General features: G+C 64.3%; 13 protein-coding genes. 6 read left to right on the plus strand and 7 right to left on the minus strand.

Annotation, left to right across the window (positions count from 1 at the left end):
- Window positions 1-49: 49 nt before the first annotated feature.
- Both glnA and AC1DIN_RS14910 read right to left on the minus strand, forming a co-directional pair.
- Window positions 50-1459, minus strand: coding sequence for a type I glutamate--ammonia ligase (gene glnA / locus AC1DIN_RS14905; RefSeq protein ID WP_441470957.1), 1410 nt, complete (start codon window positions 1457-1459; stop codon window positions 50-52).
- A gap of 97 nt (window positions 1460-1556) precedes the next feature.
- Window positions 1557-1895: a P-II family nitrogen regulator gene (locus AC1DIN_RS14910; protein WP_441470958.1), complete on the minus strand. Its 339-nt coding sequence runs from the start codon at window positions 1893-1895 to the stop codon at window positions 1557-1559.
- Window positions 1896-2178: 283 nt separating this feature from the next.
- Here AC1DIN_RS14910 and AC1DIN_RS14915 point away from each other — a divergent pair, with 283 nt between their 5' ends.
- Complete coding sequence (locus tag AC1DIN_RS14915) at window positions 2179-3705, plus strand: NAD(P)H-hydrate dehydratase (protein WP_476810333.1); 1527 nt, start codon at window positions 2179-2181, stop codon at window positions 3703-3705.
- Between the two features lie 68 nt (window positions 3706-3773).
- Here the strand turns inward: AC1DIN_RS14915 and AC1DIN_RS14920 are convergent, their stop codons facing one another.
- A complete protein-coding gene (locus tag AC1DIN_RS14920; RefSeq protein ID WP_476810334.1) occupies window positions 3774-4319 on the minus strand; it encodes a PRC-barrel domain-containing protein in 546 nt (181 codons plus the stop codon).
- A 241-nt stretch (window positions 4320-4560) separates the two neighbouring features.
- Between AC1DIN_RS14920 and AC1DIN_RS14925 the strand changes: the two genes are divergently transcribed.
- The gene (locus AC1DIN_RS14925; protein ID WP_441470961.1) at window positions 4561-4767 is read left to right on the plus strand and encodes a hypothetical protein; all 207 of its coding nucleotides are present in this window, start codon (window positions 4561-4563) and stop codon (window positions 4765-4767) included.
- Between the two features lie 139 nt (window positions 4768-4906).
- Here AC1DIN_RS14925 and AC1DIN_RS14930 read toward each other — a convergent pair whose 3' ends face one another.
- Window positions 4907-5074 (minus strand): hypothetical protein, encoded by a 168-nt coding sequence (locus tag AC1DIN_RS14930; protein ID WP_441470962.1) that lies wholly within the window; start codon window positions 5072-5074, stop codon window positions 4907-4909.
- Window positions 5075-5258: 184 nt separating this feature from the next.
- On the opposite strand from AC1DIN_RS14930, the gene AC1DIN_RS14935 reads away from it, so the two are divergent.
- The 4 genes from AC1DIN_RS14935 (at window position 5259) to AC1DIN_RS14950 (ending at window position 9360) form a co-directional block, all read left to right on the plus strand.
- Window positions 5259-5534, plus strand: coding sequence for a hypothetical protein (locus AC1DIN_RS14935; protein WP_476810335.1), 276 nt, complete (start codon window positions 5259-5261; stop codon window positions 5532-5534).
- A 196-nt stretch (window positions 5535-5730) separates the two neighbouring features.
- On the plus strand, window positions 5731-6390 hold the full coding sequence (locus tag AC1DIN_RS14940) for a peroxiredoxin (protein ID WP_476810336.1): 660 nt from the start codon (window positions 5731-5733) through the stop codon (window positions 6388-6390).
- Between the two features lie 104 nt (window positions 6391-6494).
- A complete protein-coding gene (locus AC1DIN_RS14945) occupies window positions 6495-7382 on the plus strand; it encodes an MBL fold metallo-hydrolase (protein WP_476810337.1) in 888 nt (295 codons plus the stop codon).
- Between the two features lie 937 nt (window positions 7383-8319).
- Complete coding sequence (locus AC1DIN_RS14950) at window positions 8320-9360, plus strand: zinc-dependent alcohol dehydrogenase family protein (RefSeq protein WP_476810338.1); 1041 nt, start codon at window positions 8320-8322, stop codon at window positions 9358-9360.
- A 252-nt stretch (window positions 9361-9612) separates the two neighbouring features.
- On the opposite strand, the gene AC1DIN_RS14955 is transcribed toward AC1DIN_RS14950, so the two are convergent.
- The 3 genes from AC1DIN_RS14955 to AC1DIN_RS14965 all read right to left on the minus strand — a co-directional run bounded on the left by AC1DIN_RS14955 (window position 9613) and on the right by AC1DIN_RS14965 (window position 12211).
- Window positions 9613-9939 carry a hypothetical protein gene (locus tag AC1DIN_RS14955; RefSeq protein WP_476810339.1) on the minus strand — a complete coding sequence of 109 codons (327 nt, stop codon included), beginning with the start codon at window positions 9937-9939 and terminating at the stop codon, window positions 9613-9615.
- Window positions 9940-10663: 724 nt separating this feature from the next.
- Entirely contained in the window at window positions 10664-10810 is a 147-nt protein-coding gene (locus AC1DIN_RS14960; RefSeq protein WP_476810340.1) for an SEC-C metal-binding domain-containing protein, read from the minus strand.
- A gap of 195 nt (window positions 10811-11005) precedes the next feature.
- Window positions 11006-12211 carry a reverse transcriptase domain-containing protein gene (locus AC1DIN_RS14965; RefSeq protein ID WP_476810341.1) on the minus strand — a complete coding sequence of 402 codons (1206 nt, stop codon included), beginning with the start codon at window positions 12209-12211 and terminating at the stop codon, window positions 11006-11008.
- Window positions 12212-12557: the final 346 nt, after the last annotated feature.

Here is a 12557-nt window from a genome sequence, read left to right on the forward strand (position 1 = left end):
GCGGCCGTTAGGATCGCCGGCCGGCTCCCTACGAAGCCGGCCGAAACCCTCAGTAGGAGTAGTACATCGCGAACTCGATCGGGTGAGGCGTCATCTCGAAGCGCGCCACATCCTGCATCTTGAGCTCGATGTAGCTCTCGATGAAGTCGTCGTTGAAGACGCCGCCGGCCTTGAGATAGGCGTTGTCCTTCTTGAGCGCTTCCAGCGCCTCGCGCAGCGAACCGCAGACGGTCGGGATCTTCTTCAGCTCGCGCGGCGGCAGGTCGTAGAGATCCTTGTCCATCGCCGGGCCGGGGTCGATCTTGTTCACGATGCCGTCGAGGCCGGCCATCAGCATGGCCGCGAAGGCGAGGTAGGGGTTCGCCATCGGATCGGGGAAGCGGACCTCGACGCGCTTGGCCTTCGGTGAAGTCGTCCACGGAATACGGCACGAAGCCGAGCGGTTGCGCGCCGAATAGGCGAGCAGCACCGGAGCCTCATAGCCCGGGACGAGGCGCTTGTAGGAGTTGGTCGAGGGGTTGGTGAAGGCGTTCAGCGACTTCGCATGCTTGATGATGCCGCCGATGTACCACAGGCACTCCTGCGAGAGGTCGGCATACTTGTTGCCGGCGAAGAGCGGCTTGCCGTTCTTCCAGATCGACTGGTGGACGTGCATGCCCGAGCCGTTGTCGCCATAGATCGGCTTCGGCATGAAGGTCGCGGTCTTGCCGTAGCTCTGGGCCACGTTGTGGATCGCGTACTTGTAGATCTGCATCAGGTCGGCGGTGTGCGTCAGCGTGTCGAACTTCATGCCGAGTTCGTGCTGGGCCGAGGCGACCTCGTGGTGATGCTTCTCGACCTTGACGCCCATGGCCTGCATGGCCGCCAGCATCTCGCCGCGCATGTCCTGCGCCGAATCCTGCGGCGGAACCGGGAAGTAGCCGCCCTTGGTGGCGATGCGGTGGCCGAGATTGCCGCCCTCGTAATCGGCATAACCGTTGATCGGCAGCTCGACGTTATCGAGCTTGAAGCCGGTGTGGTACGGATCGGCCGCGATCTTGACGTCGTCGAAGACGAAGAATTCGGCCTCGGGGCCGACATACACCGTGTCGCCGATGCCGGTCGACTTCAGATAGGCCTCGGCCTTCTTGGCGATGCCGCGCGGGTCACGGCCGTAGGGCTCACCGGTGGCCGGCTCGAGCACGTCGCAGTTGATGACCATCGTGGCGGCCGAGAAGAACGGATCCATCGTCGCGGTGGTCGGATCAGGCATCAGCAGCATGTCGGACTCGTTGATGGCCTTCCAGCCAGCGATCGAGGAACCGTCGAACATCGTGCCTTCGGCGAAGATGTCCTCGTCGACCATGCCGACGTCGAACGTCACGTGCTGCCACTTGCCGCGCGGGTCGGTGAAGCGGAAGTCGACGTATTTGACGTCATTGTCCTTGATCGCCTTGAGGACATCCTTGGCGCTTTTCATTTCAGCATTCCTCTTGCCAGCAGTTTTCAAACTCGTAGGCCGTCGCCGGCTCCAATCCAGCCGCGGCCTTTGATCCCTTGATGCGGGGGGAAATAGCTCAGATCGCGTCCGCGCCGGTCTCGCCGGTCCGGATGCGGATCGCCCCCTCGACCGTCGATACAAAAATCTTGCCATCCCCGATGCGGCCAGTCTGAGCGGCCTTGACGATGGCTTCGATGGCGCGGTCCACCATTTCGTCGTTCAGCACGATCTCGATCTTCACCTTCGGCAGGAAGTCGACGACGTACTCGGCGCCGCGATAGAGCTCGGTATGGCCCTTCTGGCGGCCGAAGCCCTTTGCTTCGAGCACCGTGATACCCTGCAGGCCGACCTCCTGAAGCGCCTCCTTCACCTCGTCCAGCTTGAAGGGCTTGATGATCGCTTCGATCTTCTTCATGCGCCGATCGACCTCCACTGCGCTTCCAGGGTCCGGCACGTGCCGGAAAGAGAACTGCAAAAATCCGTCGTCGCGGGCTGGGCGCCCCTCGGCTTCGAACGATTGCGACCGTACGTCTGCTCATAGCATTGGCGCTAACGCCCCGCCATGCGGCAGACCCCTTCGAAGCGCCCGTGCAGGAGGCAAAAAACAGCACAAAAATGGATCATGTGCTTAATTTTATAGCAAGTCATTCGAGGCGCCTTCTCTTGCGATATCGCGCCAGGCCGTCCCATCATGTCGCATGACGATTTCTGAAGCCGAAGCGATGCAGCTATCGGGTCTCGCCCTGCTTTCGACAGACCAGATGCGCCGGGCGGACGGCATCGCGATCGCCGCCGGCACGGCGGGCATCGCTCTGATGGAGCGCGCTGGAAGCGCGGTCGCCGAGGCTACGTTGCGGCGCGTCAGGAAGGGGGCCAGGGTCGCGATCGCCTGCGGCCCCGGCAACAATGGCGGCGATGGCTTCGTTGCGGCCCGGCTGCTGCATGCGCACGGGGTCACGGTGCAGGTCGCGCTGCTGGGTTCTCCAGACGCCCTCCGGGGCGATGCCGCGCTCGCCTTCGCGCAGTGGAGCGGGCCGGTTCTACCGCTCGCATCGCTCGCCGACGGGGCGATCGATCTCTATGTCGATGCGCTGTTCGGTGCAGGCCTCGCGCGGCCGCTTGCCGGCGAGGCAGCTGAAGCCGTAACGCTCATGAATGGCGCGGGCCGCCCGGTGATCTCTGTCGATATTCCCAGCGGCGTATCCGGGGATACCGGTCAGGCCGAAGGCCCCGCCGTTCGCGCGACTGAAACCGTGACCTTCTTCCGGCTGAAGCCCGGCCACCTCCTGCTGCCGGGACGCTCCCTCTGCGGGGAGATCGTCGTGGCCGATATCGGTATTCCCGCCGCGACCGCATTGGCCGAGATAGCGCCGGCTGCCTTGCGCAACGAACCGGCACTTTGGCTCGCTGCCGTGCCGCATCACGGCCTCGACACGCATAAGTACCGGCGCGGGGCCGTTGCTGTCGCCGCAGGCGGCATCGCCGGTGTCGGCGCGCCGCGTTTGAGCGCGCGGGCTGCGTTGCGGATCGGCGCCGGGCTCGTGACGATCCTGTGCGCGCCGGGGGCTCTGGCAGCCCACGCCTCGCACGGCCCGGACGCAGTGATGCAGCGCCCGGTCGCGGGCGGCCAGGCGTTCGAGGAATTCCTGCAGGACCGGCGGATCTCCGCGATCGTGGCAGGCCCGGCGCTGGGACTGGATGAGCGGGCCGCCGCCCTGGTCCGCTCAGCCCTCGCCAGCGACAGGCCGGTCGTGCTCGATGCCGACGCCCTGACCTTGCTTGCGACATCGCTGCGCGAGGAGGCCTCGCCCCCGAACCCCGCTCATCCTCGCGTGTTCACGCCGCATGAAGGTGAGTTCCAGCGCCTGTTCGGCAAGGAACCCGCGATTGCGACGGAAGCCTCGAAGCTGGAGCGCGCGCGCAAGGCGGCGGCTCGCTCCGGCGCCATCCTCGTCTACAAGGGGGCTGATACGGTCATCGCCGCGCCGGACGGGCGGGCGGCGATCAACGCCACCGGCTCGCCGGCTCTGGCCACTGCGGGTTCCGGCGATGTGCTGGCGGGGCTGATCGCTGGCCTGCTCGCGCAAGGGATGAGCGCCTTCGAAGCGGCTTGCGCCGCCGTTTGGCTGCATGGCCGGGCAGGAGAGGCGCTTGGCATGGGGTTGATCGCGGACGATCTGCCGGAGGCGATCCCGCCATTGCTCCGGAACCTGTCCGTTGGGTGAAGCCCCACGCTGAGGAGAAGCCCGCCCTTTTAGGGCGGGCCTCGCTCGGTTCCCCAAGCGAGTATCGCTTAGCTGCCCGAATAGGTCACGGCAGGCGCCGCGTGGAGCTGGTCCTTGGTCATCGTGATCTTGCCGTGGTCCGGATACATCGCCGGCGCCTTGGGAGCCGCCGCGGCCGGAGGCGTGGACGGCATCGCGCCGCCGGTCCCGGCTGCACCACTGCTACCCGACGAGGCCGGCGCCGGCGCGGGAGGCGCGATCGGCTGGTCGCTCCAGCTCACCTGCTCGAACGGAATCGCAACATCCTTCGAGCCGATGCCGAGGAACCCGCCAACGCCGATAGTCACCATCTCGACCTTGCCGGTCTTGTCCATGATCACTTCCGTAACGTCGCCAACTTTCTTGTCGTCAGGGCCGTAGATGTCGACGCCGATCAGCTTGGTGGCGCGCCACTTGCCGTGGCCGGCGAGATTGGTCGGGGTAGGCATGCTGCTCTCGGCAGAGGTCGAGGCTTTCGGCGCTGAAGACGGCGGCGAAGGCGCATTGGTCTGGGCGAGCGCGGTCGCCGCGAGCAGGCTCGCGGCGACAGATGCGAACACAACATGTTTGATCATGTTTTCCTCCTGAGTGCTTCCGCAGCGATGCGGGTCGTCTTAGCAACAACCGCGATTCAAATTTGTTCAGATCCTGTGTTTCGAAGCTTGTCCGAAGCATTTCAGAAAACAAAATCTATCCGAAGACGGTGGCTTCGATTCGGTCCTGAAAGAATTTGCTCGCGGAACGAGGCCATGCTCGTATGCTGCGGAGGAAGAACGCCGGGAGCACGGCACTGTTCCATCCGAGGAGGAGACTGCGATGTCGCCGGCTATGGTTACGGTTGCGCTGAGCAGGGAGGTTCTGGCAGCGCTCGATCACTACATCACGACGCAGAACCCGCCCCGCACCCACGCCGAATTGATCGCCGAGATCGTTTCGCAATGGGCCGCGACGCATGGCGGGCAGGGCGGTCCGCCGGATGAGGGGTTGCGCCCCGAGGAACTCAACGCCAGCAACGACTCCTAGAGAATGTCCGCGTTTCTCCGAATCGCGGACATTCTCTATCTCTTTATTTTATCGTACTTTCTTCACGAAAACTGATGTCCGCTTCGCTCGAAAATGCTTGAGGGGCGCGCATATTGCCCCCCGGCTAGCTGCGCCGGCATCAATCGTCGGCGTCGTCGCGGCGAAGCTCGAAGGAGAGCATAGCTTCGGCGAGGGCATGTAGTTCCTTTTCCTTGTCCGGGGTGTCCGGCAAGGCGTTCAGTTCCTTCACCCGTTGCTGGGCGCGGTCGTAGTCCTCGTCGCTATGGATGACGATGGGCAGTTTCACGTCGCGATCTCCTTTGCTCGTCTGGCTCGCCGCCCCGCCCCCAGGGCGCATCGCGGCGATCCTGCGCTCGTCGGGAGCCGATGAAGCGGCCAGATGGCGCACTTCGGTTCCGAAGGCCCCGCTTAAGCGTTCGGCAAGGGCATGTCGGTCATCATAGGGCTCTGGGATTGGACGGGAAGAGGCGATGAACAGGTTGTTCCTCCTGGCGCTGCTGGCCGGCGGCACTTTGCCGGCTGCGTCGCTGCCGGCCGCGGCCTTCTGGCAGCGCTCGCAAGTCTCCCGCTGCAACGACGCCACCACCGAGGCTGAGCGCCAGAGGCTGCGCTGCTGGGAGCTCAACGCCTATGCCGATCCCGGCTGGCCGGCGCTCGGTGCCGGCGTTGGCTTGGGAGGTGCCTATTACCTCGGGCCGCCGGCCCCGCCTATGTATAAGGGCGGCGTAACGCGCCGCCTCGGCTGAACGCGCGAAAACTGCCGTCTCCCTGCGTAAGGGGCTCGCGAAGCAGCCGGCGTTCGTGCCAGAATTGCGTCGCGCGCCGACAAGGCCAGACGCCTTTTCCAAAGACGCACTTGTTTGACGTGACGGCGATCGGAGATGCCGCCGGCTGCCGACCTCGCAAGCCGTCTCCGTGACGAAGGAAGAGTTGGAGGAATCCATGACCCTGCGGATCAATGACACGGCCCCGGACTTTGCAGCCGATACGACGGAGGGACCGATCCAATTCCATGACTGGATCGGCGACAGCTGGGCGGTTCTGTTTTCCCATCCCAAGAACTTCACCCCGATCTGCACCACCGAACTCGGCATGATGGCCGGCATCAAGGGCGAGTTCGACAAGCGCAACGTCAAGATCATCGGCATCTCGGTCGATCCGGTGGAGAGCCACCACAAGTGGAAGGCCGACATCCAGACCGCGACCGGTCACAACGTCACCTATCCGATGATCGGCGACAATGAGCTAAAGGTCGCCAAGCTCTACGACATGCTGCCGGCCTCGTCCGGCGACACCTCCGAAGGCCGCACGCCGGCAGACAATCAGACCGTGCGTTCGGTCTTCCTCATCGGCCCGGACAAGAAGATCAAGCTGACGCTCACCTATCCGATGACGACGGGCCGGAACTTCCAGGAGATCCTGCGCGCGATCGACTCCATCCAGCTGACGGCGAAGTACCCTGTGGCGACCCCGGCGGACTGGAAGCCGGGCGAGGATGTCGTCATCGCCGGCTCGGTCTCAGACGAGGACGCCACCAAGCGCTTCGGCCTCTTCGAACGTGTCCTGCCTTATCTCCGCAAGACGAGGCAGCCTTCCGCTTGAGGAGGCTATGGCGCCCGCGACAGGCGTGGCGGGTGCCGATCGGCCCGGAGGCATTGCCTTGCCGCGGCCGTATCCGGCGTTGACGCAGGCAGGGGAGCGTTGAAGTGGACATCACGCAGCTCAAGCCGTCGGTCCGGGGATTCTACGATCCGCCGACCGGCTCGATCCAGTACGTCGTCGCCGACCCGGTGACGCGGCAATGTGCGATCATCGATGCGGTCCTCGATTTCGACGAGAAGTCCGGGGCGGTCGGCACCGAGAATGCCGACGCCTTGCTCGATTATCTGCAGGCCGAGGGCCTCACCCTCCAGTGGATCCTCGAAACCCATCCGCATGCCGACCATCTCTCGGCCGCGCATTATCTCAAGAGCAGGACCGGCGCGCCGACCGCGATCGGTGAGCGCATCGTCGACGTCCAGAAGCTCTGGAAGGCGATCTACAACTGGCCCGGCTTTCCGGCCGACGGTTCCCAATGGGACCACCTGTTCGCCGATGGCGAAGAATTCCTGATCGGCGAGATGCCGGTCCGGGTCCTGTTCTCCCCCGGCCACACCCTCGCCTCGATAGCCTACCTCGTTGGCGATGCGGCCTTCATCCACGACACGCTGTTCATGCCCGACAGCGGGACGGCGCGGGCCGATTTTCCGGGCGGCGATGCCGGCCGGCTCTGGCGCTCGATCCAGGCCATCCTCGCCTTGCCGGACCGGACGCGGCTGTTCACCGGCCATGACTACCGGCCGGAAGGCCGGCCGCCCCAATGGGAGAGCACGGTCTCCGAGCAGAAGGCCGCCAATACCCACCTCGTCAAATGCCGGAGCGAGGCTGAGTTCGTCGCCCTGCGCGAGGCGCGCGACAGGACGCTGCCGATGCCGCGCCTGATCCTCCATGCCCTGCAGGTCAACATCAATGGCGGGCGCCTGCCGGAGCCCGAAGCCAACGGGCAGCGCTACCTGAAGTTTCCGCTCAACGCGCTGAAGGCCTGCGGCGCCTGAGCCGAATATCGAACTGGTCGGGCATCTGCGCCCGTGGCGCGGCGCTCTTCTCGGCAGGCTCGAGCGCTCGTGCCTCGCCTTCGCCGCGGCGAGGACGGTGGTTCACGCATGCTTCTGATCGCCCGCGCGAAGCGCACGAGCGTGAGAACGGGGCTGGCGGAGCGCCGCGAGGCGCGGGGTAGAGTGACCACTTCCATTGAGCCAGGAAGCGGCGCGGATGGAGCCCCATCCGCACGCCCCGTGGCGCTCCGCCTTCGGCGATTTCAGTCTCCGGGCCGCGCTTCTACGGTTCTTCGGTGCCGGCCCCGCTCGCCTCGACGCCAGCTCGGTTCTTCACCTCGTCGCGTCTCGGCTTGCGGGGCCTTTCCCGTCGAACGTCCCAGCGATGCTCCTCGCGCAGGGGCCATAGTACCCCCAGGGCGGTGCCCCGAAGCCTCCCGGGAGCGGGGCGTAACCCCCGCCCGCAGGCGCCGGCCCTCACCCAACCTCCAGCATACCTCCGGACGGCCGCCCCGTTTGGGTGATGGGCGAGGGCAGGATAGGGGAGCGGCGAAGGGCGGGGATAAGTCCGGTTGGACAAGCGTCATGCGCGGGCTCGACCCGAGCATCTCATGACGGCGCGACTCCGGCGCCTCCTCCGGCCCGAGAATGACGAGGAGGCGAGGGAACCGCGACACCTTCTTCCTTCTCCCACCCATCCCGGGCCTGCCCGAGATCAGCACCTGAAGTGGCGAAGCCGGCAACAGCGGCTTCGATGCGGGAGAGGGTTCCCCGCGCAATTCATCGCCGGTCAGCCCCCACCATCACAGCCGCAGGACGTTGATGCTCGGGACAAGCCCGCGCATGACGCCGAGGCAAGGCGACCCCGCCGCCACGCAATTGACGATTCCACCGGCACTGCCCCATGACACGGGCCTCGACAAAGGAGTGCCCCGCCATGAAAGCCGTCGTCTACGAAGCCTTCGGGCAGGCCCCCGAACTGCGCATCCTGCCGGACCCAGTGCCGGAGCCGCACAGCGTCATCATCAAGGTCGAAGCGACCGGCCTGTGCCGCAGCGACTGGCATGGCTGGGTCGGGCACGATCCCGATATCCGCCTGCCGCATGTGCCGGGCCATGAGCTGGCCGGCGTCATCGCCGCGGTCGGCCGCAGCGTCGTGCGCTTCCGCGAGGGCGACCGCGTCACCGTGCCCTTCGTCTCGGGCTGCGGCTCCTGCCCGCAATGCCATTCCGGCAACCAGCAGGTCTGCGACGACCAGTTCCAGCCCGGCTTCACCCATTGGGGCTCGTTCGCCGAATATGTCCGCATCGACCGGGCCGATTTCAACCTCGTGCGCCTGCCCGAGGAGATCGATTTCGCCACGGCTGCCAGCCTCGGCTGCCGCTTCGTGACCTCGTTCCGCGCCGTGGTCGACCAGGGCAAGGTCTCGGGCGGGCAATGGGTCGCGGTGCATGGCTGCGGCGGCGTCGGCCTCTCCGCGATCATGATCGCCAATGCGCTCGGCGCCCAGGTCGTCGCGGTCGACATCTCCGACGACAAGCTCGCGCTCGCCCGTGCGGTCGGCGCCGCTGTGACGATCAACGCCAAGACGCAGCCCGATGTCGTCGCCGCCGTGCGCGACGTCACCGGCGGTGGCGCCCATGTCTCGCTCGATGCGCTCGGCCATCCGCAGACCTGCTTCAATTCGGTGGCGAACCTGCGCAAGCGCGGCAAGCATATCCAGGTCGGGCTGCTGCTGGCGGAGCAGGCGACGCCGCCGATTCCGATGGCGCAGGTCATCGCCCACGAGCTCGAAATCCTCGGCAGCCACGGCATGCAGGCGCATCGCTATGGCGCAATGCTCGACATGATCAGCGCCGGCAAGCTCACCCCGCAGCAGCTCGTCGGCCGCCGCATCGACCTCGCCGAATCGATCCCCGCCCTGATGGCGATGGACCGCTTCGAGGGCACGGGCGTGACGATCATCGACCGGTTCTGAGGGGGCGGCGAGGGGCGGAAGCCAGCGTTGCGACTGCCTCCCGCGCGCGTCATGCTCGGGCTTGACCCGAGCATCTCATGACAAGGAGGCTCCGGCGTCTCCGATGCCGGCCTGCCTGAGAACCACGCGGTCATCCCGGGCTTGACCCGGGATCCATGCCTGAGCCTATCCGATCAAGGCTCAGGCATGGATCCCGGATCTCCGCTTCGCTCCGTCCGGGATGACCCGCGTTTTCATGGCAACGCGGTGGCGTTACTCCCCCTGCCGCGCGATCTCCCCGGCGACACGGGCCTGCGCCTGCTCCATCGCCTCGCCGGGAGAGAGCCCGGCCGCGCGGTTGTCCAGCGCGTAGCGGATCTCCCGGCGCTCATCGTCCGGAATCGCCTGCATGAAGGCGCGCAGGCAGGCCGTGTCCTGGCCCTGGCAACTGCGCGCCCGGCCGCACGCCTTGTTCGCGCAGACCTCCCAGACACCGAGATTGTCGGCGAAACGGCGCAGGATCATCGGCCGCGCCCTCTGGCAGCTCTCAAAATCGGTGATCGGCGGGATGGCGGCGGGGGTGTTCTGGCGTTTCGGCATGGCGGGTCTCCCTAGGGTCAGGCACGCAGGATCATCCGCCCGCGCGGGTGCGCGGCGGGAGGGTGGCTGGACAGGGCTGGCGGAGCGCCGCGAGGCGCGAGGGATATCCGCAACCGTTGAGCCAGGCTGCGGCGCGGCGGGATTGAGCCACCCGTCGCACGCCCCGTGGCGCTCCGCCTTCAGCGACTTTTGGCTCCGGGCCGCGCTTATCGGGCTTAGGCGGTTCAGGATGGGCGGGTTTCGGCGCCAGTTTCCCTCAGCGGGTCGTCGCGCCGTCGCCATGCCCGTCCGTCACCGGCCGAGCCTTCCAGCGAGCTCCTCGCACAGGGACCGTAATATCCCCAGGGCGGTGCCCCGAAGCCTCCCGGGAGCAGGGCGTAACCCCCGCCCGCAGGCGCCGACCCTCACCCAACCTCCAGCATACCTCCGGACGGCCGCCCCGTTTGGGTGATGGGCGCGGGCAGGATAGGGTGGGTGATGGGGGGCGGGCATAAGTTTGTTGTCAGGAGGGAAGGCGAGGGAACCGCAACGCTCTCTTCCTTCTCCCGAATGGGAGAAGGTGGCCCGGAGGGCCGGATGAGGGCCTGCGGTTGCCGGAGAAGGCGAGGCGGTGCCGTTGCGCCTATGCGATCAGCGGCGGTCCCTCACCCCTTCCCCTCTCCCATCCGGGAGAGGGGTTCCCCGCGCTTTGGTTCAGAAGGGAGGTATCACTCCCTGAAAGTAGTCATCCCGGTCGGAGCCGTCGAAACGCCCACTCGGCATGCAGCACTTCTTGAAATCTGCGCCCGGAGCCGCAAACGCAGAGATCGTTGCGGCCGAGCTTTTCCTGCAGTTCGACATCGCCATGGACGATGCGAACGCCGCGCTTCACGTAGGTTTCAGACGGGTAGGACTTCCGACGCTTGCTCGTGACCTCAAAAGGACGGCTGGTCGGTGAAGTCGTGCTTGTTCTTGGTCATGGCACCCTCCATCGCGTTTTGTGGGGGCGTTCTCCTAACCTATGGAAGGTGCTTCTGCCTAGATGGAAGGCGAGGAGCCGCGATGGATGAGACGTAAACGGACAGAATTAATCTGATAGAAGTTGTACGCGGAGTGCCCGGCGTTGCTGTGTTCGGGTTCGTTTTGCCAACTTGTCTCGGAAGAAGTTCCTAAAATCCATTAAGCGGCGGTCTATCATCATATCAAGGCCGTCAAATACGTCGGGGCAGTTTGAGGACTTAAAGGAGGCGCGCCAGCCGCGAATTGTGTGATCAATAGCTACTAGTGTCTGAGCGTAACATCGATCTTGGCTCGTCAAATGACGGTCGGTCACGGCTTTGCTGACCGCGCGTTGGCCGTTAACAATCAAGGTTTGAATCTGGCCCATAAGCTTCGCTGAAGCGGCATCAGCAGGCGGGTAGATGTCGGGCAGCAGCTTGTAACCCAAAAAAACATGCGGCTCTCCAACTGAGCCGATAAATGCCTTTGTGGGCGATTTGACGGGATCGTAAATATCCATTCGCAATCCCGATAATATCCGCTTGGCTGATTCCATCGCTTTTTCTACAGACTTTAACGATTTTCCGACGACTATAAAGTCATCGATATATCTAACACATGTAATACCCCTCTTATTCATTTCACGATCAAAATCTTCAAGAACGATGTTGCCAGCAAGGGCCGACAATGGACAGCCTTGAGCTACCCCATCATCGCCTGTAGGAAAGAGCTTTCTATCGTCTTCGCTCAAATTATCCGCGTTTATGAGTTCGACATTTAGAGCGTCTTCTACAAGTTGAATGAATTCGGGCTCGATAGATTCTTGTCCGAGAAAGTCAATAACTCGCGATTTCGGAATTTTCGTAAAGAACCCCGAGATGTCCGATCCTGCAATAAACAGATCTCCCGCTTTTACTCGTTCATCAAATAGAGCTATTGCATGCTCCACCCCACGGCCACGAATGCCGCCGATTGACGTGGGAGTTTGCAGAACGCGTTGGACGCCGGTAATTTCTCTAGCGTCTTGAAGGACATCGAGGATGGCTCGCTGGACGATGCGGTCCTCTAAGGGCGCCACGACGATTGGGCGTTTGCCGGGTTTCCCACCGCCTTTGGGGGGAGTGGCCCCATAAGCCTTGTCAAAGCGATACCCTTCACGCAGGCGGTCTTGAAGCTTACGAAGATTTGTCGGTAAATTTTCACCAAATTTGCGAGCCTTGAGCTTCGTCTTCTCGTGCTGCGAGGTTTCGGCATTTCGGCGGATTGCATGCCAAGCTGATACCAGAACACGCATCGAACGGACGCGCTCACATAAGGACTTTTGCTTGGACCTAGCTTTGGGGCCTGCCGACAAAGTTATCCCCCCGGCCAGTTGCGTCCTTCAAGCGAAGCCCCGACAACGAAAGCCGCCGTGGCATCGACCTGCACCGCGAAGCTACTCGCCCCGCGATGGTCCCCGCCTCTCGGACCTGCACCCGATACGGGCCAAGCGAGAATAAGGGCCAGTGACAAAACGGCTGCCGCCCTGAGGCTCAAGGCCAAAGTAATCGACACCGATCCAGCTCCGCGTCCGCTCAAGATGACTTCCCCCTTCAGCTTACCAGCTTTTTGGGCGCGTCAAGTCCTTGCGCGGCTCCCCG

It is taken from the genome of Allobosea sp. 05T438 (assembly GCF_056396025.1).